The organism is Bradyrhizobium sp. USDA 241 (assembly GCF_049739505.1).
Lineage (GTDB): Bacteria > Pseudomonadota > Alphaproteobacteria > Rhizobiales > Xanthobacteraceae > Bradyrhizobium > Bradyrhizobium liaoningense.
This window is the reverse complement of the sequence record NZ_JBMGPZ010000005.1, coordinates 434,761-456,031: the sequence shown is the minus strand read 5'-3', so window position 1 is coordinate 456,031 and position 21,271 is coordinate 434,761. Positions and strand designations below refer to the sequence as shown.

Genomic DNA, 21,271 nt, shown 5'->3' with positions numbered 1-21,271 from the left:
GAGAGACCCGGCATGCTTAACCACCCAACCCACGAACGGCTGATCGAGCTTGGCCTGACCGGAATGGCCAAGGCCTTCGAGGAGCAGCGCCGATCGCCCGATCTCGAAGCCCTGCCGTTCGAAGATCGCATCGGCCTGTTGGTCGACCGCGAAGCCGCCGAACGCGACACCAGGCGGCTCACCACGCGCCTCAAGATCGCCGCACTGCGCCAGACTGCTTGCGTCGAGGACGTCGATCTGCGCACCCCGCGGGGCATCGACCGCGCCGTTTTCGCCAAACTCGTCGAAGGTCGCTGGATCGATCGCCACGAGAATTTGCTCGTCACCGGGGCAACCGGCCTGGGCAAAAGTTGGTTAGCCTGCGCGCTCGGCCACAAGGCCTGCCGCGACAACCGATCAGTCCTCTATCATCGCGTTCCAAGGCTGTTCGAGGCGCTCGCGCTCGCGCGCGGAGACGGACGTTACGCCCGGCTCCTCAAAAGCCTCGGCCGCGCTCAGCTTCTGATTTTGGATGATTGGGGACTATCGGTGCTCACCGCCGCGGAACGCCGCGATCTGCTCGAAATCCTCGAGGACCGCCATGGCCGCGCATCCACCATCGTCACAAGTCAGCTCCCCGTGGACACCTGGCATGGAGCCATTGGGGACCCCACGGTCGCCGACGCCATTCTCGATCGCCTCGTCCACAACGCCCACCGCCTCCAGCTCACCGGAGAAAGCATGCGAAAACGCAGCGCCAAAACCATCACCCTTGACGGCCAACCAGAACACTGACTCTATCTCCCATCGGCCGTAGCGGGCTGCTCACGATCGTCTGAATTCAGTGCTCACGATCGCGCGAAATCGATGCTCACGATCCGTGAAATCCGCATTGTGGGCACGGCGCACGAAGAGCTTGGATGCACTTTTGCCGGTTCTGTACCTGCGAGGCATCTCGACGGGCGACTTCCAGGAGGCGCTGGCGGCGCTCTTGGGCAAGGATGCGCCGAATCTTTCTCCGGCGGTGGTTTCCAGACTGACGACGGAGTGGCAGCTCGAGTACGAGCGTTGGCAGAAGCGCGATCTGTCGGCGCGCCGGTACGTATACGTGTGGGCGGACGGCGTCTTCCTGCAGGCTCGCATGGAAGACCACAGCGAATGCATGCTGGTGCTGATCGGCGCGACGCCGGAAGGCAAGAAGGAACTCATCGGCTTCCAGGTCGGCGTGCGCGAGAGCACGCAGAGCTGGCACGAACTGCTCGTCGAGGCGAAAACCCGAGGGCTGAAGATCGCCCCGGAAATCGCCGTCGGTGACGGCGCGCTCGGCTTCTGGAAGGCGCTCGACGAGGTCTTTCCCGCCACGCGACATCAGCGGTGCTGGGTGCACAAAACCGCGAATATCTTGAACAAAGTCGCAGTGTCGGTACAGGCCAGCATGAAGAAGGATCTGCGCGAGGTCTATTTGGCGTCCAACCGAGCTTCGGCCGAAGTGGCGATCGATGTCTTTGCCGAGAAATACGGAGCGAAGTACGACAAGGCGGTCGAGTGCCTGACGAAAGATCGCGACGCAATGCTTGCGTTCTACGAATTCCCCGCCGAGCATTGGGACCACTTGCGGACGACGAATCCCATCGAAAGCGTGTTCGCGACGGTCCGGCACAGAACGGTGCGCACGAAAGGTTCGTTATCGTCAACGACTGCCAAGTTGATGGTGTTCAAGCTGCTCTGCGCCGCATCAAAGACCTGGCGGCGGCTGAAAGGCACAAATCAGTTGCCGAAGGTCAGCGCAGGTGTCAGATTCGAAAACGGCATCGAGGTCATCCAAGTGCCGGAAAACCACGCCGCCTGATCGCCTCGTCACCCAAAATCCCGCATAGCTCATCATGGACCTCTTCAGCCGCAAGATCGTCGGTTGGGCGATGCGGGATCACATGCAGGTCGAACTCGCCTCGTCCGCCTTGAAGATGGCAATCAGCAGCAGCAGCCGGAAGGCGGATTGATCCATCACTCCGATCGCGGCGTGCAGTACGCCTCACAGGACTATCGCGCGATCCTGTCGGCCGCCGGCATCAAGGCATCAATGAGCCGCAAAGCCGACTGCTACGACAATGCCCCGATGGAGAGCTTCTTCCATACCCTGAAGACCGAGCTCGTTCATCATCGCCAATATGAGACCCGGGCCGAAGCCCAGCGCGATATCTTCGCCTTCATCGAGGGCTTCTACAATCTCCAGTGCCCCCACTCATCGCTGAAATACCTGACCCCCGCGGCCTATGCCGCCCACCTCACCGCAACGGACGATCGGCTGCGCAACCCCGACCAGCTCCGCCGTTCGTCCGTTGCTCCACCCGCGCCACTTGGCGTACAAAACTCCGAGACTCTAACTGCCGCTGGATGAAAATTCAGTGGCAGGTCACTTCGTCCACAGCCCCGGTCGCCGGCCAATCAGCCGGTGTGATATCTCTCGTCATGGCGTTGCTCTCCTTTGTGGAAGAGCTGGCCCCGGTTGTTTGGACAGCGCCCCGCTGGATTTAAGTGGATTCCTGCCGGGTTATGCTGAACGCGGGGCTTTACGGTTTTGTCGTTGCGTCGGGAGGGCGTAGCCCGACCAGAGCGACGACAAAACCGTCGGCGACGGTCATGCGGCCATCACCATAGCTTGCGTGCCGAAGTAAGCCTCGTCGGGCGTGCGCCCGTCAAGGCTCGAGTGAGGGCGTCCCTGATTGTAGAAGGCCAGATACTTGGCAATTGACGCTCGCGCCTCGGACACGCTGTCGTAGGCGCGGAGATATACTTCTTCGTATTTGACCGTGCGCCAGAGCCGCTCGACAAACACGTTGTCGCGCCAGGCGCCCTTGCCGTCCATGCTGATGGCGATCTTCGCGTCCAGCAGCACATCGGTGAACTCGAGGCTGGTGAACTGGCTGCCCTGATCCGTGTTGAAAATCTCGGGCCTGCCGTGCTTCGCCAACGCCTCCTGGACCGCTTCGACGCAGAAGGCCGCCTCCATTGTGATCGAGACGCGATGGGCCAGGACCCGTCGGCTGAACACATCGACGACCGCCGCGAGATAGACGAAGCCACGCCGCATCGGAATGTAGGTGATGTCCATTGCCCACGCATGGTCGGGCCGCTCGATCTTCAATCCGCGCAACAGGTACGGGTAGATCTTGTGACCCGGAGCCGGCTTGCTCGTGTTCGGGCGACGATAGACCGCCTCGATCCCCATGCGCTTCATCAGCGTCGCGATGTGGCGGCGACCGGCGTATACGCCCTCCCGCCGCAGCAACGATCGCAGCATACGCGCTCCCGCGAAGGGATAATCGAGATGCAGCTCATCGAGCCGACGCATCAAGGCAAGGTCCTCGGCCGAAACTGGCCGAGGTTCATAGTAGACCGTGCTGCGAGCCAGCTTCAGGACCTTCGCCTGGCGCACGATAGAAAGATCATGATCGCGGTCGATCATCGCTTTGCGCTCAGCAGGCCCGCCTTGGTGAGCGCGCCGGACACAAAATCGTTTTCCAACGCCAGCTCGCCGATCTTGGCATGTAACGCCTTCAAATCGACCGGCGTCTCGGCCGATGTCTTGTCATGCCCAAACACGCCGGCGGCGCCTTCCAGGAGCTGGTTTTTCCAGATCGTGATCTGGTTCGGATGAACATCAAACAGTTGCGCCAGCTCCGCCAGTGTCTTGTCGCCTTTGACCGCAGCCAAAGCAACCTTCGCCTTGAATGCCGGAGAATGCGTCCGGCGGCTCTTCTTCGTCATCTTCGCTCCTGATTCGCAGCAAGAATCCTCGCCGCTGTCAGGCAGAAAATCCACTCAAGCTACTGTCCGAATTTGCGGGGCCAGCTCTGATCGCTACAACAAAGCGTATGGCGCTGGCCTGTTCACGGTCGAGCAGCTGAGAGAATACACGACCCCGCTACGGGAGAAACTTACGTCGTTGAAAAACACAATCGCGAGTGCGCAACAACAAACGAACGCTAGTTATGTCACCGAGATGCCGAGCGCCGACGAGATCAAACAATTCTCTGATGCAGCGCAGACAGCGCTCCAGTAAAAGATCATGTCGAGTTCAAAACTAGCAATAGGCATGGTCTGAACGCGGGCCGACTTCCTCAGGTCTCCCGAACGCACACCGGAGAGAATATCGCGCCATCAGCCTATTTCAAGCTTGGCGATTTCTTAACTTACCGAAGACCGTTGGCTCTGCTTGAGACGATCCAACATCTTCGAGCCCTCGCCGAACAATTTCGACCAGGATTGCTCCGCATAATCCAGGTTGCACTTCAGTAGCTCAGAGGGAGTTTTGGAGTCCGCAAGAGTCTTCATAAAAGTGGCCTGATCATGCAGAGAGGAAGCAGTCAGCTTTAGCGCGTCGCGGAGCGCCGCGGCGAACAGGTTTCTTGTCGCCTCGATTGATTTTTGCCATTCCGGAACCGTGAATGAAATGCGCGATGCAGCTGAGGTCTTTTCTCCAACATGATCCGTGGTGCCACCTGCTCCAGGGGGCGATGCCTCGGCCAGTTCGGGTCCTCCACGTGCTCGCCGTTCGCGTTTTCCGTCTTCGCCTACGATCTCAGGCATTCCATATCTCCCGGAAAGGATTGCTACGGGCTGAGTGGCTCGCTGGAGCTTTCGATGACCAAGAGGGTACCAGAACCTTTAAAACGTCATACCTGCCTTATCTGGTAGCGGTTGGTTGCAAAGAAGAAGCAGGACATCCGTTAAGGCCGCCGTCCTCACAGAATAACAGCTTGAGGCCGGTTTTCCGGATGGCGGATCGGGCAACCGCACGTGAACTGCCACAACGGTCCGCTCGAAGGTCAAATTGGTACGGCCAAGGCGGACCGGTGTTCCTTCCAGTCTTTCGCGGCAAGCCCGATCTTCAAAACGATCGCGCCTACGCCTCTGGACGATTGCGAACGGACTTTCTCTGGTCAATACCGTTCAGCTCGCAGTGATCGTCGGCCAATGGCGCGCTGGCCACCTTCCCGTGCTGCGATTGCGTTGAACAAGGCCAAGAGGCCTGCCTCGGTCGCTCGATGGTGTTTCGAGGGTCGACTACGGGTTTGCCTTTAAGGACGGCATGCGTACCGCCCGGCTGTCGGTTCGACTTCATATGAACCGGAAGCAGCGTCTGTCCGTCGACCAGAGACTGCCGAACAGGATCGACGGGATCGACCTCGATGTCCTGGAGATCGGCTACAGCCCTCACACCGGAACTCCGTGCGCGCCCCGACGTCTTGTCCAGCCGGGTCTCAGCGTGGGCAATCTCAAGCAGCGGATCACGGGCACACTGGGACCTACCGTTCGCGACCTCACGACGCAAGAACGCTATCTCTTGAGCAATTGGCATGTGCTTTGCGGCGGGCCCGAAGAATCGGTCGGGGATGCGATTAGCCAGCCGGGGCCGACGGACTTAGGCAGCAGCCCCCTGATGAGGCGGCGAAATTGGAGCGATGGCTCCGCTTGTGGGAGCAGTTCAATGCTGCCCTCGGACGGCTCACTGATGACCTAGGGTCCAGACTCAATTGAGCCAATATGCGACGAGAGCGGCGAGATGAACAGCGGCCAAAAAATTACGGGCGAGCTTGTCATATCGCGTGGCGATGCGCCGGAAGTCCTTGAGCCTGCAAAAGCAGCGTTCGATGACATTTCGTCCTTTGTAGGCGCGTTTGTTGAAGCGATGGATGACGACACGGTTAGATTTATTGGGGATTACGGGCTTGGCGCCACGACGAATGATTGCGCCGCGAAGCTTGTCGCCATCATACCCTTTGTCGGCGAGGAGCACGCTCATGGGTGGCGCGAGCGCCAGGACATCGGGAGCCGCAGCGATATCGGCATCCTGGCCTGGAGTCAGATGCAGGACGACCGGCCGGCAGAGCGGATCGCTCAGCGCATGGATTTTTGTCGTGCGGCCTCCGCGCGAGCGGCCGATTGCTTGATTGTGCTCCCCCCTTTTCCGCCGGAGGCACACCGGTGAGCTTTAATCGAGGTCGAGTCGAGCGACAGTACGACGCCGTCTTCGCCAGGCTTGGCCAGCGCTTCGAAGATTGCGCACCATCGTCCTCGCTTGGCCCAGCGATTGAAGCGATTGTAGATCGTCGTGTAAGGGCCGTATTCACGTGGACAATCACGCCATCGTGCACCCGATTGCAGCATGTGAATGATGCCGCTGACGATGCGTCGGTCGTCGTCCCGATCCGGCCCCGTCAGTCCCCTCGGCAGATGCGGTTCGATACGCGCCCATTGCCTGTCGTTCAGCCAAAACAAACCAGCGCGCATTCTCTCGCCCCCGAATCAACACGTAGGCAAGAGAATCACGTGGCGCTATTTAGGTACAGACCCTAGGCAGACGCGCCGCGCGCGGCGCTCGCTCGTGGAGCCTACCGCGCCGGGGAGCCGAGCCGTTGACGATGGCCTGTTTGTGTTGTGCGTCGGGATTGCTGCTCTAAATCTGTGATCGGAGCACACAGGCGAGAATACGACTGATCGCACGATCCTTGCAAGACAAGCGACGGCTCCGACTCCTGTTGCGTGCTCGGACTGCGGCGGCGGCGCGCAAGGACGAACTCCTGGATTCCGACCTACCCGGTTATGCCAGTCAGCGCGTTCTCGAAGCCGCCCTCCACGAGGTCGGACAATTCGAGCCGCAGCATCTCGTCGTCCGAATCGCTGGCGTCTGTCAGCCGATTGTTGGCGATGACATAGGCGCACTTCTGCTGATCGCTCCAACCGCACGCGACGACGATTGGCACCTCGGCGAGGCCGAGCTGTTTGCCCGCGGCGAGCCGCCTGTGACCTGCGAGAGCCATGCCGTCATCCGCCGCAAGGATCGGCATCGTCCAGCCCCACTGGCGATGCCGCGATCTGCTGGATTTCCTCGGGCGAATGGCGCCGGAATTGCGTTCACAGAGGCCTATATGGGGCAACGGCCATGTTTCCACGGTCGGCTTGCTCGCCAGTGCATCCATGGTCTACCCCGGATGACAGGCTCTCGCGCCCGGTTCTCTGCGCGCGCGATCGTATGTATCAACGCTAACTATGATAGACGGCCCTGCATCTCCAGCTTGTTTTCTGCCTTCATTTTTGCAATGTCCTTCGGGTCGGCTCGAATGCTTCCGGGTCTTTTGGGACTGCAAGCTCAAACCAAGAGCCGGGCGAAGACGTGGCGAAAAGCTTGGCGAACACGGATTGCGGTTCCCAATCTTGCCGTTTGGGCCTCTCGAAAATGATGGCTCCGTCGCCAAGTCCTTGAACATTGCAGCCGACCGAAAGCTCGACGTGCCACAGGTCGTCCTCGGCGGCTTGCTGATCGTCTGCCTTTGGCGAGTAGTGCACTCCAACCGGTTCGCCGATAGTGCAGCGGCCGCGCCGCAGAAGATCGCCCAACTTGCCTTGTGCGGTCGTCACGAAGTTGAAGTTAGCGGGATCATGCAGAAAGCGGCGGTTCACGCCTCTTTCGTTATTGGCTACCTCGTCAACAACAAGAGACAGTGCGAACGCTTGCCAGCCTAGAGCGGTTGATTGAATCGGGAGGGATTGAACGAAGCCGCTGCCGCGGCGTGAGGGGCAAGGTGGCGTAGATCGCCTCCTGGCTGAGAGGATGTGGGTGTTGGAGCCCACCCCCTCAGACAGGAGTATGAGATGGCCGATTTGAGCCCTCTTCGCCGCCGCATGATCGAAGACATGACCGTCCGCAATCTGTCGCCGGCGACGCAACGATCCTACATCAGCGCGGTTTCGAAGTTCAGCCGCTATTTTGGCCGATCGCCTGACCGGTTAGAGCTGGAAGACGTCCGCGCCTTCCAGGTGCATCTGGTCTCGACCGGCATCTCATGGCCGGCGCTGAACCAGATCGTCTGTGCGCTACGGTTTTTCTACGGCGTCACGCTCGGCGAGGCACTGATCCCGGAGCGCATTCCCTATGCGCGAGAACCGCGCAAGCTGCCGGTCGTGCTCAGCGCCGACGAAGTGGTTCAGTTCCTCGAGGCCGTGTCCAGCCTGAAGAGCCGCGCCGCGCTCACCACGGCCTATGCGGCCGGACTCAGGGCCTCCGAAGTCGCGGGACTGCGGATCGAAGACATCGACAGCGCCCGCGGCGTCATCCAGGTGCGCCACGGCAAGGGGGCGAAGGACCGCAACGTGATGCTGTCGCCCCAGCTGCTGGGTATCCTGCGCACGTACTGGCGGCTCGCCCGGCCGCGGCTTTATCTGTTCCCTGGTCGTGACGAAGATCATCCGATCGATCAGACCGTGTTGCACGCCGCCTGTCGGTCGGCGGTGAAGGCTGCGGGCCTGACCAAGCGCGTCACGCTCCACACGCTGCGCCACAGCTTCGCGACGCATCTTCTCGAGAACGGAACCGATATCCGGATCATCCAGGTCTTGCTCGGGCACAATAATTTGTCGTCGACAGCGCGCTACACGCAGGTCGCCACCGATACGATCCGGGCGACGCAGAGCCCGCTCGATCGCCTGTCGCTGGCCGCGGCGGGATGCGGGTGATGATCCGCCCCGACAGCCGCTGCAACAGGCCCGCCATCGAGATCGCCGATATTCTGCGCCGGCATGGCGACACCTATCGCCGTGTACATGCCGGTCATCTCGGTCGGGTCGAGCGGCGCGTGATGAGCGCGATCGTGGCGTGCCGGACCGAGGCGCTCGGCGGCCACATGGAGGCTTGCGACGACTGCGGCATGACGCGGATCGCCTATAATTCCTGTCGCAACCGGCACTGTCCGAAGTGTCAGGGGCCAGCCCGAGCCGCGTGGCTCGCCGCGCGAGAAGCCGACCTGCTGCCGGTTCCCTATTTCCACATCGTCTTCACACTGCCGGCTCCGATCGCCGCGATCGCCTTTCAGAACAAGGCCATCGTTTATGCGATCCTGTTCAAAGCCGCCGCCGAGGCAATGTCGACGCTCGCCGCCAATCCACGCCGGCTCGGCGCCGGGATCGGCGTCGTCGCCGTCCTCCACACCTGGGGGCAGGCGCTGACGCACCATCCCCACGTCCACTGCGTCGTGCCGGGCGGCGGCCTCTCGCCCGATAGCGCGCACTGGATCGCCAGCCGACCAAACTTCTTCCTGGCCGTCAAACCGCTCGCCCGGCTGTTCAGACGCCTGTTCCTCGAACGTCTGACCGCCGCCTTCGACGCCGGCACCCTGAACTTCTTCGGCGATCTCGCATCCCTGGCCGAGCCTGCCGCCTTCGCAGCTCACCTCGTCGCTATGCGGCGCATCAGCTGGGTCGTCTACGCCAAACGGCCGTTCGGCGGCCCCGCGCAGGTGCTGGCCTATCTCGGCCGCTATACCCATCGCGTTGCAATCGCCAACAGCCGGCTCGTCGCCCTCGACGAGGATCACGTCGCCTTTACCTGGAAGGACTACCGCCAGAATGGCGCGACAAAGATCATGAAGCTCAAGCCCGACGAGTTCATCCGCCGCTTCCTTCTTCACACGCTGCCCGATGGCTTCCATCGCATCCGCCACTTCGGCTTCATGGCCAACGGCCATCGCGCTGCCAAACTTGCTCTTTGCCGCAAACTTCTCGATCGTGAGCGGACACCGCCAAACGATGGCGAGCCGTCGCCTGTGGATTCGGACGCTCTGACGTGGGCCAAGGCTCCCGCCTGCCCTGATTGTGGTGGCGTCATGCGCATCATCGAGCGCTTTCGACACAGCTTCAGCTGTTCCGGCGCTCCCACCCAATCGTACCGGTGCGACACATCGTGAGCCAACTTATACCGTGCACGAAGATCGTCATTCGTCATTATGATCCCATCGTCTCGATCATCGCAGACGCTGCCGAATCCGTGCGGCCAAACAGCGCGATGGAAATTGTTCGATGCAGCGGGCCATCGATCGCTACAGCCGGTAAAATGCTCTCTGTCTCAAGTTGCCGCCATTGCGCAACCAAAACGTCGCCGCGTCAGCTCCGCAGTCTGCCGATAGCAACCCGCGATCTCAAACTATCCCCATAGCCGCACCACCGTGCATATTCTCCCGCGGCTTCGTTCAATCCGGCTTCAATGAGGTCGCGTTACAAGCGCTTGCCGCGCCCTCGCGTGAGCGCGACCTCACAGAACCCTCCAGATTCCCGATTTCGGACGAATATGATTCAAGATGCTGGCTGGGCTGGAGGCCAGCATCCGATGGTCCGACCGATATCCAATGATCTGCGTAAACGGGCGGTTGCGGCGGTTGCAAAGGGCGAGAGCTGCCGTTCGGTGGCATCGCGGTTTGGCGTTGCGGTGTCGTCAGTTGTGAAGTGGTCGCAACGTTATCGAGCGACCGGCTCAGTGGCCCCTGGCAAGATGGGCGGCCATCGCAAGCCCGTTCTTGAGCCGCATCGCGCCTTCATCAAGGAGAGGATCAGTCAGACGCCGCATTTGACGCTGCACGCCCTCAAGGACGAACTCGCCGCGCGCGGGGTCAAGGTCTCCCACAATGCGGTTTGGACGTTCCTGCGCCGCGAAGGGCTGCGGTTCAAAAAAAAACGCTGCTCGCGCTCGAGCGGGCTCGCTCCGACATCGCACGTAGACGCCAGCGCTGGCGCTCATGGCAGGCCAATCTCGACCCTCGACGCCTGGTCTTTATCGACGAGACCTGGATCAAGACCAACATGGCTCCATTACGCGGATGGGGGCCAAAAGGCGAGCGGGTGCGGAGCTTCACGCCACATGGTCATTGGCGGACGCTGACATTCCTTGGCGCCTTGCGCTGTGACCGTCTCACTGCCCCTTGCCTGTTCGACGGCCCAATCAACGGCGAATGCTTCCGCGCCTATGTTCAGCAGGTTCTCGTCCCGCAGCTTCAGCCGGGCGACATCGTCATCATGGACAATCTCGGCAGCCACAAGTCTGTTGCCCTGCGCAGCCTGATCAAAGCGGCCGGCGCCAGGCTCTGGTATCTGCCGCCATACTCCCCCGACCTCAATCCGATCGAACAGACCTTCGCCAAGATCAAGCACTGGATGCGTTCCGCCCAGAAACGCACGGTTGACGACATTTGCCGCCATATCGGCGACCTCATCACAACCATCCAACCCAACGAATGCAGCAACTACTTCGAAAACGCTGGATACGCTTCTATCAAAACATGAAATGCTCTAGTTCCATCGGTTTCGCATATAGAGTCACAAGTTTCGCCGTGCCATCGGGGGCCACCTCCCACATGACCATATTTTCGTCCGTCGTTTTGTCAGACCTGTGTTTGGCCCATGAAAAGACAACGCGCTCGCCAGTGTCGGTCTTTCGGCCAACCTCCCATCCTCTGGGAACGAAGTGGGCTACCGTCGCGACCTTGGCAAAGATTTCCTCCGCCGTCTCACCATCCTCCGCTCGCCAAGTTGATCTAACCTTGTCGATCAGAGGGTTGTCATCCGCACGGACGCCGTCGCCCTTACCGGCCAGCCCGCCGCGCAAAACCAGCCACAGAATAAGGCCGACACAGAGCCCGAGCCCGAGAGCGAACCAAAGCACGCGCCTATTAGTCATCTAGTCTCTTACCCTACGCAGCCGCCCCTTACGCGTCACATCGTATCTCCGAAGAGACCCAAGACGCACCTATCAGGGTTGGTCGGTCACAATGCCATCGGCGTCTGGAGTGACGGTCCCGGCGGCGGGCCAATCACGGCTCGGGAAGCCACTTTTTGCGAGAAACCAAAGGTCAAAAGGCCACCGCGAAGCATGCGCCCGGTCCGGACGATGCGCGTCGCTTTACCAGTCCCGGGGGAATACTAAATTCACGTTCTAGCATTGCTTCTCTCGGTGAACTCCGTTCGGGGGAAGCGTTTATGGTTCGTCTCAGTCGGAGGGAGACGTGCCGAACCCCAGGTTGAGACATGTGAATTATTCACCGAATGGTTCGAGACGCCGCGATGGAGCCCGAAATGGTCAACCGCATCAGGGCGGCTTACAAGCAAGCGCTCTATACCGTTTGCGTGAAGGATGGTGACGATCCGCTAACTGAAATGATCGCGAAGAAGGTCATCTCGCGACGGCGAGGTTGAGCGCGCGTTGCGTGCAGTCAAGTTGATCGAGCAGCGCGCCAATGGAAGGGCCGCTGGTCATGTGGGCGAAGCCGCGCGTCTCGACTGCCTCGCCGATTCCATTGAGGATATCACGACTGGCGAGCAGCCTCGATCACGTTGAGCGCGAGCGGCACAACGGCATTCGGGCGTTTCGGGGGCCGCCGCAGCACGAACGTGTCGCCGGACTCAAACACCGCGTTGAAAACGAGCCCCTGAAGCTCATAGAAATTCTGCGTGAGCGTGATGTCGCAGAGCTTTGACTGCGCCCAAAGATCGAACAGCGTCTCGGTGTTGCGCTCTCACAACTCGGCGGTTTCCGGAGAGAGGCCGACAAGCTTCGGGTTCAGCTTCGAGCGCACGCGCAGGCCGGAGCCAACGACGTTGTTTTTGGAGGTTTGCTTGGCACCGGCGGCGATGGGGTTGTTGCGGCCGAGATCGCGCGAGCGGCTGCGCAGCGTGGGAAGATCGCCAAGCGAGTCGGAATCGGCCGAGCCGGGATGCGTTTTCCACGCCTTGAGCGCCGCCCGGTTCGAGCGCGCACCGGCGTACTGGCCCATGTAGTTGAGAGAGAGGCGCGCGTGGTAGGAGCTATGCGGGAAACTGGGTGATGACGGAATGAGATAGGCGGCGTATCGAGGCGGGTGTCGAGCCTGCCAGAACCTCAAGGAGAGCGATACGCCATGAACGAGCATAGCAACATTGTCCCACTGCGTCAGCCCGATGGAGGGTGTCAGTAACTCGGTGTAAGATGGTTTCTGTGAGTTTACCTTTGACAGGAGACTCACATGGCTACGGATTTTTCACCTGAGATTTTGGACCAGCTTCTTGCCGGGGGCAGCCTCAAGCCAGAAGACTTAGCCGGCGAAGACGGGCTTTTCAGACGACTGAAGAAGGCGCTTCTGGAGCGCGCACTGGGTGCGGAGCTGACCCACCACCTTGGCTATGAGAAGGGCGACCCGGCGGGCCGCGGGTCGGGCAACAGCCGCAACGGCACAAGCAGCAAAGCGCTGTTGACGGACGACGGCGAGATCGAGATCGAGGTGCCGCGCGACCGCGCCGGCACGTTCGAACCGGTGATCGTCGCGAAGGGCCAGACCCGCTTCGACGGCTTCGACGAGAAGATCATCAGTCTCTACGGGCGGGGCATGACGGTACGGGAGATCCAGGGCCATCTGGCCGAGCTCTACGGCACCGAGGTGTCCCCCGATCTGATCAGCAAGGTCACCGACGCGATTCTCGACGAGGTCCGCGAATGGCAGAGCCGGCCGCTGGAAGCGATCTATCCGGTGGTCTTCTTCGACGCGCTCAGGGTCAAGATTCGCGATGAGGGGATGGTCAAGAACAAGGCAGTCTACGTCGTGCTGGGCATCACTGCATCGGGCGAGAAAGACGTGCTCGGGCTTTGGATCGAGCAAACCGAAGGCGCCAAATTCTGGCTCAAGGTCATGAACGATCTGAGGAACCGCGGCGTCGCCGACATCCTGATCGCCGTCGTCGACGGTCTGAAGGGCTTTCCCGAGGCGATCAACAGCGTCTTTCCCAAGGCGATGGTCCAGACCTGCATCGTGCATTTGATCCGCAACAGCCTATCCTTCGTGTCCTGGAAGGATCGCAAGGCGATCCTTCCCTCGATCAAGGCGATCTATCATGCCGAGAATGCCGACGCCGCTCTGCTCAGGCTCGAGGACTTCGAAGCCGAGTGGGGCAAGCGCTATCCCGCGATCGGGGCGGCCTGGCGCCGGGCGTGGGAGCACGTCATTCCGTTCTTCGCCTTCGCGCCGGAGATACGCAAAATGATCTATACCACCAACACGGTCGAGGCGCTGAACCGTTCGCTGCGCAAGATCATCAAAACACGCGGCAGCTTCCCCAACGACGAGGCGGCGATGAAGCTGCTTTACCTCGCCATCAGAAATGCCGGCATCCATTGGCGACGACCGGTTGCATGGACGGCCGCAATGGGCCAGTTTGCCATCCAGTTCGGCGAGCGCTTTGCAGGCTCAGCGGACTGACCCTATGGGGTCAGTCCGCTGACCCCGCAAACCCCTCACAGAGACGCTCTTACACAAAACTTCTGACACTCCCGCCCGATGAGATCGACGATCCACTGACGAATATTTTGCGATCTGGAGCTCGGCAGCTGCTTGCGCAGGCTGTCGAGATGGAAGCCGAGGCGTTTCTCGCCGCGATGAAGGGCTTGAAGCTTCCCGATGGCCGCGACCGCCTCGTGCGACACGGCCATGGTCCAGTGCGGACGATCCAGACGGGGATCGGCGCCGTCGAAGTCGCCCGGGTAAAGATTCGCGATCGCGCGGTGACCAGCGATGGCGAGCGGATCCGCTTCACCTCGGCGATCCTGCCGTTGTGGGCACGGCGCACGAAGAGCTTGGATGCACTTTTGCCGGTTCTGTACCTGCGAGGCATCTCGACGGGCGACTTCCAGGAGGCGCTGGCGGCGCTCTTGGGCAAGGATGCGCCGAATCTTTCTCCGGCGGTGGTTTCCAGACTGACGACGGAGTGGCAGCTCGAGTACGAGCGTTGGCAGAAGCGCGATCTGTCGGCGCGCCGGTACGTATACGTGTGGGCGGACGGCGTCTTCCTGCAGGCTCGCATGGAAGACCACAGCGAATGCATGCTGGTGCTGATCGGCGCGACGCCGGAAGGCAAGAAGGAACTCATCGGCTTCCAGGTCGGCGTGCGCGAGAGCACGCAGAGCTGGCACGAACTGCTCGTCGAGGCGAAAACCCGAGGGCTGAAGATCGCCCCGGAAATCGCCGTCGGTGACGGCGCGCTCGGCTTCTGGAAGGCGCTCGACGAGGTCTTTCCCGCCACGCGACATCAGCGGTGCTGGGTGCACAAAACCGCGAATATCTTGAACAAAGTCGCAGTGTCGGTACAGGCCAGCATGAAGAAGGATCTGCGCGAGGTCTATTTGGCGTCCAACCGAGCTTCGGCCGAAGTGGCGATCGATGTCTTTGCCGAGAAATACGGAGCGAAGTACGACAAGGCGGTCGAGTGCCTGACGAAAGATCGCGACGCAATGCTTGCGTTCTACGAATTCCCCGCCGAGCATTGGGACCACTTGCGGACGACGAATCCCATCGAAAGCGTGTTCGCGACGGTCCGGCACAGAACGGTGCGCACGAAAGGTTCGTTATCGTCAACGACTGCCAAGTTGATGGTGTTCAAGCTGCTCTGCGCCGCATCAAAGACCTGGCGGCGGCTGAAAGGCACAAATCAGTTGCCGAAGGTCAGCGCAGGTGTCAGATTCGAAAACGGCATCGAGGTCATCCAAGTGCCGGAAAACCACGCCGCCTGATCGCCTCGTCACCCAAAATCCCGCATAGCTCGCGTGGTAGCGGCGCGTCGCGAAGTTTGGCGCGACGCCCGCCAGGAAGCGGTCCATAAGGGTCGGAGCGACGGGCTTAATCACAGCGGGATCACCCGCTGGGTACGAATGCCGCCGCGCTTCGCACGCGCTGCCCGCTTTTCCAAGTGTTGGGCGCGCTGATCGAGTTGGCGCAAATCGGCGCACCAAAGCTCACGATCCTTGATCGTGTAACGCTGACCGCTCGTTCCGATCTCCCTTAGCACGACCTCAACTCGTGCAGACTTCCGCTTACCGGGGCTGACCGGAAATGTTAAGCTTATCCAAAGTCTTGCCGCTTTTGCCCCGAACCGACCTCGGCGGTGCCATCCGGACCACATCGACTGGAACCGGCAAAACCCCGAACTCACATCGAGCGCATTGTGAGACTTTGCCCAATTCAGGTAGTTTGACGCGGCACGAGGCAGGATTCTAAATCTCTCCACCGGAAATTGGGAGTCCTGCGATTTCCAGCGGAAGCATCGGCTCACGCAGCGCGCCAATGGCGAGTGAAGCGCCTCCAAAGCCTATGAGCCCGTCGGAGCGGCTCGACGCGATTGACGTGCTGCGGGGCTTGGCCCTGTTCGGCGTGCTCGCCATGAACATCGTGACCATATTTCGGGTCTCCTTCTACGCGCCGTTCTTGCCGAACGCGGAGCCGGCGGGGCCGCTCGACCGGGTGGTGGCGGCTGTGCTGACGGTCGCCGTCGACTGGAAGGCGCTTGCGCTGTTCTCGCTGCTGTTCGGCGTCGGCCTCGTCATCCAATTCGAGCGGCTTGCCGGCGATGCACGGCGCATGATCTTGCTCGGGCGCAGGCTGGTGGTGTTGCTGGCGATTGGCCTGGTGCATCTCTATTTGATCTGGAACGGCGACATTCTCGTCGAATATGCGCTGGCGGGCTTCGTGGTGCTGCCCTTCCTCGGCTGCGCGCGGTGGCTCATGGCGGGTGCAGCCCTGCTGCTCCTGGGGCTCTACGTGACCATGCCGGTGCTACCGCCGATCGTGCCGCTGCCGGGAACAGCCGGGATGGCCGCTCTTGCCGCGGACGCGATGCGTGCCTACGGCACGGGCGGATTTTTCGATGTGCTCGCGTTCCGGATCCGCGAGGTGCCGGCGATTTTTCCGGCGCACGTCGTGGTCTTTCCGCGCACTGTCGCGCTGTTCCTCGTTGGCGCCCTCGCGTGGCGCAGCGGGGTTTTGCGTCGGGCCTCGGCGAACCGGCGCCTGCTGTTCGTCGTCGCAACCTTTGGCATTCTTCTCGGCGGCGGATTGAGTCTCGCGGCAGCAGGACAAGAGCTCTTCGATGGGCCGTCGCTCGGGCGCGCGCATTTTCCGGTGGAACAGCTGGGGGCGGTCGTGTTGGCCGTGGGTTATGCGGCCGCGGTCATCGCCGCTGTGAACCTCTCGGGCGAGCGGAGGATGCTGGGCTGGGCCGCGCCGCTTGGCCGCATGGCGCTAACCAACTATCTGGCGCAATCTGTGATCTGCGGCTGGATCTTCTACGGCTATGGTCTAGGCCAATTTGGCCGCCTCGGCGTGGCCGCGACACTGGCGATCGGCATTTTCGTGTATGTCGCGCAGGTGGGGTTCAGCGCGTGGTGGCTGCGCCACTATCGGTTCGGTCCTGTCGAGTGGCTCTGGCGCTCATGCATGTATGGGGTACCGCAGCCGATGCGGGCAACGGTCAATTTACCATCATGCGCGCGACGATAGCAGATTGATGCGGGCCCCAGATACCCAAGCTGCGTTCTGCTTCAAGCGGAAGCCGCCCAAGCGGGTGCGGCTGGTTTTGGCCCATCTCGGACAACCCCGTCTATGCCGACGACCGTCCGCTTACAGAGCACAGCCGGAAGTTAGCTGCCAGAAGACTACCTAGCGCGCTCGCTTTGGCGTGGCCTTGAAGATCACGGCATCGTCGGGCGGCACTCCACCGGCGAGAGATGCGCAGAAGCATCTCGATAGTGCCCGACACGGCGGATTCGCTCTTCTCCACGTTGTAAACGTGGTCGGTGCCGTGGTCAGACAGCGCCAAGGGCGGGCACAAGCTCTTGCGCGGTCAGCGCGCCGCCGCCGGGCTTCCACATTTGGCCCAGCTTCGCACGGGCGGCTCGAACATTATCTCCGGTCATCATTCTCTTCATCTAACTGCTCAATTCCTAACTTTCAACGCCACGGCTGCGGATGCGCCGCCGCGCAGGAACGGCCTCAGGAGCCGCCGGGACGGGTTCTTCGCGCGCGGCGGTCGGCTGCGGAGCGGCATTCAGCGCGTTCGCCGCTGCGGCGCGCAAGGTCATCAAACGGCGCTCGATATTGATCCCGAGCGAGAGCCGCGCCGCGATGTTGTGGACGCGGAGGTCGAGCGGTTCGTTGCGCTGATGGACCTTGTGCCATTCCTTCGTAAGCGCGAAGCCGCTACCCTGGCTTCAGAGTTAGAATGAATGTGCGAAGAAGCCTCCGACTTGGAACGGAGGTTTGGATGGGATTGGACAGCAAAAAGGACGTCCATTTGGCCGGCTCACCGGTAGGGCCGGTGAGCCGGCTGGAGGTCCTCGAAGGACCCTCGGGGCGCCGTGTGCGTTCGGAGGCTGAGAGAGCCCGGATCGTCGCCGAGAGCCTGCTACCTGGTGCCCAGGTGTCCGAGGTGGCGCGCAAGCACGGAGAGAGCTGGCCCCGGTTGTTTGGACAGCGCCCCGCTGGATTTAAGTGGATTCCTGCCGGGTTATGCTGAACGCGGGGCTTTACGGTTTTGTCGTTGCGTCGGGAGGGCGTAGCCCGACCAGAGCGACGACAAAACCGTCGGCGACGGTCATGCGGCCATCACCATAGCTTGCGTGCCGAAGTAAGCCTCGTCGGGCGTGCGCCCGTCAAGGCTCGAGTGAGGGCGTCCCTGATTGTAGAAGGCCAGATACTTGGCAATTGACGCTCGCGCCTCGGACACGCTGTCGTAGGCGCGGAGATATACTTCTTCGTATTTGACCGTGCGCCAGAGCCGCTCGACAAACACGTTGTCGCGCCAGGCGCCCTTGCCGTCCATGCTGATGGCGATCTTCGCGTCCAGCAGCACATCGGTGAACTCGAGGCTGGTGAACTGGCTGCCCTGATCCGTGTTGAAAATCTCGGGCCTGCCGTGCTTCGCCAACGCCTCCTGGACCGCTTCGACGCAGAAGGCCGCCTCCATTGTGATCGAGACGCGATGGGCCAGGACCCGTCGGCTGAACACATCGACGACCGCCGCGAGATAGACGAAGCCACGCCGCATCGGAATGTAGGTGATGTCCATTGCCCACGCATGGTCGGGCCGCTCGATCTTCAATCCGCGCAACAGGTACGGGTAGATCTTGTGACCCGGAGCCGGCTTGCTCGTGTTCGGGCGACGATAGACCGCCTCGATCCCCATGCGCTTCATCAGCGTCGCGATGTGGCGGCGACCGGCGTATACGCCCTCCCGCCGCAGCAACGATCGCAGCATACGCGCTCCCGCGAAGGGATAATCGAGATGCAGCTCATCGAGCCGACGCATCAAGGCAAGGTCCTCGGCCGAAACTGGCCGAGGTTCATAGTAGACCGTGCTGCGAGCCAGCTTCAGGACCTTCGCCTGGCGCACGATAGAAAGATCATGATCGCGGTCGATCATCGCTTTGCGCTCAGCAGGCCCGCCTTGGTGAGCGCGCCGGACAAAAAATCGTTTTCCAACGCCAGCTCGCCGATCTTGGCATGTAACGCCTTCAAATCGACCGGCGTCTCGGCCGATGTCTTGTCATGCCCAAACACGCCGGCGGCGCCTTCCAGGAGCTGGTTTTTCCAGATCGTGATCTGGTTCGGATGAACATCAAACAGTTGCGCCAGCTCCGCCAGTGTCTTGTCGCCTTTGACCGCAGCCAAAGCAACCTTCGCCTTGAATGCCGGAGAATGCGTCCGGCGGCTCTTCTTCGTCATCTTCGCTCCTGATTCGCAGCAAGAATCCTCGCCGCTGTCAGGCAGAAAATCCACTCAAGCTACTGTCCGAATTTGCGGGGCCAGCTCTGAGCCTCGACGGGGGCTCTTGAGCAGACGTTGGATATCAGGGTGGGCTTAAGAGGGCCGGAGCCGATTATCCGCACCCGTCCTTGGTCTTGGACACACTCGCTCGCGATCCGAAGCCGCCTTTCAAAGATACTCCGCAGTGAAACGCATCTTTTAAGCGCGACTTGTCGCCTTCGCGCAGCAGAACACTCGTATGGCACTCAATCCATGATCGCTTCGTTCGCTCCGACGCGCGTTGCGGGGCCCCCCTCGACCGGAGGACAACACATTGCGTCACCTCAACTGCTGCGCGCGCACTGCGTCACAATGACACGACTTCTCCTCTTCATGGCCGCTTGTTACAATGACATCCATAGATTGCGCCGGATCAATTCGCGAGGCTCCCCTTCGTATATTCTGGTTCAGGAGTGTCGGACCATGTTCGTGAGCATCACCACAGACCATAGATCCCTAATCAATTCGCTCAGTGAGCTCGGCATATCGAGCGGCTCGAATCCGATCGTCAGCTTGAGTGAATTCACTTACAAGAAAGGTAAAACCATCTACATCGAGAGTGAGCCAGCCGAGTACGTCTACCAGGTCAGGAAAGGCGCGGTACGGACCTGCAAATTACTCTCCGATGGGCGGCGCCAGATTGGCGCATTTCATTTGCCGGGTGATATTTTTGGACTCGAGAACGGCGGAGTCCACCGATTTACGGCGGAAGCGATCATCCAAACCGCTGTTCGCCTGATCAGGCGGCAACACCTTGAGACGGTCGCCGAGAATGACGCGGTTGTCTGGCGCACCTTGCTCAGCTTGACGACGAATAACTTGCAACACGCCGAAGACCATATGCTGCTGCTCGGACGTAAAACTGCTCTGGAGCGCGTTGCCGCGTTCTTGCACGAGATGGATGAACGACTCACGGCTGCTGACGTGATCTCGCTCCCAATGTCTCGGCGCGACATCGCCGATTACCTTGGTTTGACCGTCGAAACCGTTTCGCGTGCAGTGTCGCAATTGCACACTGATGGTGTCCTCGATTTCATCGGCAATACCCAACGCGAGATCGTGATTCTGGACCGGCAGCGGCTCGCGAGCCTTGACCTGCAAAGCTAACATGCGGACGGCGTGAAAAGCTTCGGTCGCGGTTAGGATCGCCCGCAGCAACTACCGCACTTTCAGGAAAATTGATCTCACCTCCGAGGCGCAACCAATCAGCTATCGAGTGCTATTTCCCGAACGCTGCGATGTACCTTCGGGCGGTGCCGGTAAACACCGCCGGATCATACAGGCCCTTGAGCCAACGCCGGTGACGACGGCAAACCATTGCAATAGACTCGACCGCCGTTTCGATCTCGAATGGAATGCATTCGGGTTTCACGCGCGCCGCAACGTCTCAAAGGCGAAATCACCCAGAAGGTCGGCACGCCTGTTCATTTGTACAGCATAAACGCCGGTACGTTTTCGTGTCCGAAGCTCATTCGAAACAACACGACGAACGTCTAAGCATGCGCTTTTGGCCGGACGGGCCGTGCCCAATTAATCCTCCATCAAGGCCACTTCCGCCCCGCGGGTCACTTCAAATTCCTCCGGGTGTGGTCAGTCAAATTCCTCCACCCGCGAGGCAGGACAAGGGACTGTTAGTTTGAGTTTGTTTCCCGGGCAAGAGCTTCAGCGGCTTCTTTGAGCCGATAGCTGCGTCCGTCGAACTCAAGCAGATGGCAATGATGCATAAGGCGATCGAGGATCGTCGTGCTCATAGTGTTGTCCCCAAGGTAAGAGCTGGCCCCGGTTGTTTGGACAGCGCCCCGCTGGATTTAAGTGGATTCCTGCCGGGTTATGCTGAACGCGGGGCTTTACGGTTTTGTCGTTGC

General features: G+C 60.8%; 18 protein-coding genes and 3 pseudogenes. 12 read left to right on the top strand and 9 right to left on the bottom strand.

Annotated elements, in window-relative coordinates:
* The first annotated feature begins 12 nt into the window (after window positions 1-12).
* The 3 genes and pseudogenes from istB to ABIF91_RS23860 form a co-directional block, all read left to right on the top strand.
* The gene (gene istB, locus ABIF91_RS23870; RefSeq protein WP_011090937.1) at window positions 13-774 is read left to right on the top strand and encodes an IS21-like element ISFK1 family helper ATPase IstB; all 762 of its coding nucleotides are present in this window, start codon (window positions 13-15) and stop codon (window positions 772-774) included.
* A gap of 40 nt (window positions 775-814) precedes the next feature.
* Window positions 815-1,828, top strand: a complete 1,014-nt coding sequence (locus ABIF91_RS23865) for an IS256 family transposase (protein ID WP_424579815.1) — start codon at window positions 815-817, stop codon at window positions 1,826-1,828.
* A gap of 31 nt (window positions 1,829-1,859) precedes the next feature.
* Window positions 1,860-2,377, top strand: a pseudogene (locus ABIF91_RS23860) (IS3 family transposase); the annotation flags it as partial.
* Between the two features lie 240 nt (window positions 2,378-2,617).
* Here the strand turns inward: ABIF91_RS23860 and ABIF91_RS23855 are convergent.
* From ABIF91_RS23855 to ABIF91_RS23835, 5 genes are all read right to left on the bottom strand, one after another.
* A protein-coding gene (locus tag ABIF91_RS23855) for an IS3-like element ISRj2 family transposase (protein ID WP_424578686.1) occupies window positions 2,618-3,747 on the bottom strand; the annotation gives its coding sequence in 2 pieces (ribosomal slippage) (window positions 2,618-3,489 and window positions 3,489-3,747; 1,131 coding nt in all).
* Window positions 3,748-4,167: 420 nt separating this feature from the next.
* Entirely contained in the window at window positions 4,168-4,569 is a 402-nt protein-coding gene (locus ABIF91_RS23850) for a phasin family protein (protein ID WP_035694221.1), read from the bottom strand.
* A 943-nt stretch (window positions 4,570-5,512) separates the two neighbouring features.
* Window positions 5,513-6,273 (bottom strand): IS5-like element ISBj2 family transposase gene (locus ABIF91_RS23845; protein WP_110115815.1). Its coding sequence is split into 2 segments (ribosomal slippage): window positions 5,513-5,934 and window positions 5,934-6,273, totalling 762 coding nucleotides; the frame shifts between segments, so codons are not numbered across the junction.
* Window positions 6,274-6,575: 302 nt separating this feature from the next.
* Window positions 6,576-6,962, bottom strand: a complete 387-nt coding sequence (locus tag ABIF91_RS23840) for a hypothetical protein (protein WP_155252123.1) — start codon at window positions 6,960-6,962, stop codon at window positions 6,576-6,578.
* A gap of 109 nt (window positions 6,963-7,071) precedes the next feature.
* Window positions 7,072-7,443 carry a hypothetical protein gene (locus ABIF91_RS23835; RefSeq protein ID WP_424579430.1) on the bottom strand — a complete coding sequence of 124 codons (372 nt, stop codon included), beginning with the start codon at window positions 7,441-7,443 and terminating at the stop codon, window positions 7,072-7,074.
* Window positions 7,444-7,635: 192 nt separating this feature from the next.
* Here ABIF91_RS23835 and ABIF91_RS23830 point away from each other — a divergent pair, with 192 nt between their 5' ends.
* From ABIF91_RS23830 to ABIF91_RS23820, 3 genes are all read left to right on the top strand, one after another.
* Window positions 7,636-8,496 (top strand): tyrosine-type recombinase/integrase, encoded by an 861-nt coding sequence (locus tag ABIF91_RS23830; protein ID WP_035695117.1) that lies wholly within the window; start codon window positions 7,636-7,638, stop codon window positions 8,494-8,496.
* A complete protein-coding gene (locus ABIF91_RS23825; protein ID WP_424579164.1) occupies window positions 8,496-9,722 on the top strand; it encodes an IS91 family transposase in 1,227 nt (408 codons plus the stop codon). The genes ABIF91_RS23830 and ABIF91_RS23825 overlap by 1 nt, the downstream gene beginning before the upstream one ends.
* Window positions 9,723-10,141: 419 nt before the next feature.
* Window positions 10,142-11,091 (top strand): IS630 family transposase gene (locus ABIF91_RS23820; protein ID WP_424579208.1). Its coding sequence is split into 2 segments (ribosomal slippage): window positions 10,142-10,477 and window positions 10,480-11,091, totalling 948 coding nucleotides; the frame shifts between segments, so codons are not numbered across the junction.
* Here ABIF91_RS23820 and ABIF91_RS23815 read toward each other — a convergent pair.
* Both ABIF91_RS23815 and ABIF91_RS23810 read right to left on the bottom strand, forming a co-directional pair.
* A complete protein-coding gene (locus ABIF91_RS23815) occupies window positions 11,081-11,470 on the bottom strand; it encodes a hypothetical protein (RefSeq protein WP_424579429.1) in 390 nt (129 codons plus the stop codon). The two genes, ABIF91_RS23820 and ABIF91_RS23815, sit on opposite strands and share 11 nt — an antisense overlap.
* Window positions 11,471-12,110: 640 nt before the next feature.
* Window positions 12,111-12,578: pseudogene (locus tag ABIF91_RS23810) on the bottom strand (phage portal protein).
* A 228-nt stretch (window positions 12,579-12,806) separates the two neighbouring features.
* On the opposite strand from ABIF91_RS23810, the gene ABIF91_RS23805 reads away from it, so the two are divergent.
* The 5 genes from ABIF91_RS23805 to ABIF91_RS23785 all read left to right on the top strand — a co-directional run bounded on the left by ABIF91_RS23805 (window position 12,807) and on the right by ABIF91_RS23785 (window position 18,117).
* Window positions 12,807-14,033: an IS256 family transposase gene (locus ABIF91_RS23805; protein ID WP_424578759.1), complete on the top strand. Its 1,227-nt coding sequence runs from the start codon at window positions 12,807-12,809 to the stop codon at window positions 14,031-14,033.
* Between the two features lie 62 nt (window positions 14,034-14,095).
* Complete coding sequence (locus ABIF91_RS23800) at window positions 14,096-15,340, top strand: IS256 family transposase (protein ID WP_424579814.1); 1,245 nt, start codon at window positions 14,096-14,098, stop codon at window positions 15,338-15,340.
* Window positions 15,341-15,890: 550 nt separating this feature from the next.
* Window positions 15,891-17,102: a DUF418 domain-containing protein gene (locus ABIF91_RS23795; RefSeq protein ID WP_028182035.1), complete on the top strand. Its 1,212-nt coding sequence runs from the start codon at window positions 15,891-15,893 to the stop codon at window positions 17,100-17,102.
* Between the two features lie 296 nt (window positions 17,103-17,398).
* Entirely contained in the window at window positions 17,399-17,827 is a 429-nt protein-coding gene (locus tag ABIF91_RS23790) for a hypothetical protein (RefSeq protein ID WP_028182036.1), read from the top strand.
* Window positions 17,824-18,117, top strand: coding sequence for a transposase (locus tag ABIF91_RS23785; RefSeq protein WP_424579428.1), 294 nt, complete (start codon window positions 17,824-17,826; stop codon window positions 18,115-18,117). Before ABIF91_RS23790 ends, ABIF91_RS23785 begins: the two co-directional genes overlap by 4 nt.
* Window positions 18,118-18,195: 78 nt before the next feature.
* Here ABIF91_RS23785 and ABIF91_RS23780 read toward each other — a convergent pair.
* Window positions 18,196-19,325 (bottom strand): IS3-like element ISRj2 family transposase gene (locus tag ABIF91_RS23780; RefSeq protein WP_129557670.1). Its coding sequence is split into 2 segments (ribosomal slippage): window positions 18,196-19,073 and window positions 19,073-19,325, totalling 1,131 coding nucleotides; the frame shifts between segments, so codons are not numbered across the junction.
* 504 nt (window positions 19,326-19,829) lie between these two features.
* Here ABIF91_RS23780 and ABIF91_RS23775 point away from each other — a divergent pair.
* The gene (locus ABIF91_RS23775; RefSeq protein WP_014497754.1) at window positions 19,830-20,513 is read left to right on the top strand and encodes a helix-turn-helix domain-containing protein; all 684 of its coding nucleotides are present in this window, start codon (window positions 19,830-19,832) and stop codon (window positions 20,511-20,513) included.
* Between the two features lie 524 nt (window positions 20,514-21,037).
* Here the strand turns inward: ABIF91_RS23775 and ABIF91_RS23770 are convergent.
* Window positions 21,038-21,199, bottom strand: a pseudogene (locus ABIF91_RS23770) (ATP-binding protein); the annotation flags it as partial.
* Window positions 21,200-21,271 lie beyond the last annotated feature (72 nt).

Excerpts from the sequence above, each read along its gene's own strand:
- ABIF91_RS23850 (WP_035694221.1), bottom strand. The coding sequence starts at position 4,569 with ATGCCTGAGATCGTAGGCGAAGACGGAAAACGCGAACGGCGAGCACGT.
- ABIF91_RS23830 (WP_035695117.1), top strand. The coding sequence starts at position 7,636 with ATGGCCGATTTGAGCCCTCTTCGCCGCCGCATGATCGAAGACATGACC.
- ABIF91_RS23785 (WP_424579428.1), top strand. The coding sequence starts at position 17,824 with ATGAATGTGCGAAGAAGCCTCCGACTTGGAACGGAGGTTTGGATGGGA.
- ABIF91_RS23825 (WP_424579164.1), top strand. The coding sequence starts at position 8,496 with ATGATCCGCCCCGACAGCCGCTGCAACAGGCCCGCCATCGAGATCGCC.
- istB (WP_011090937.1), top strand. The coding sequence starts at position 13 with ATGCTTAACCACCCAACCCACGAACGGCTGATCGAGCTTGGCCTGACC.
- ABIF91_RS23805 (WP_424578759.1), top strand. The coding sequence starts at position 12,807 with ATGGCTACGGATTTTTCACCTGAGATTTTGGACCAGCTTCTTGCCGGG.
- ABIF91_RS23775 (WP_014497754.1), top strand. The coding sequence starts at position 19,830 with ATGTTCGTGAGCATCACCACAGACCATAGATCCCTAATCAATTCGCTC.
- ABIF91_RS23840 (WP_155252123.1), bottom strand. The coding sequence starts at position 6,962 with ATGGATGCACTGGCGAGCAAGCCGACCGTGGAAACATGGCCGTTGCCC.
- ABIF91_RS23795 (WP_028182035.1), top strand. The coding sequence starts at position 15,891 with ATGGCGAGTGAAGCGCCTCCAAAGCCTATGAGCCCGTCGGAGCGGCTC.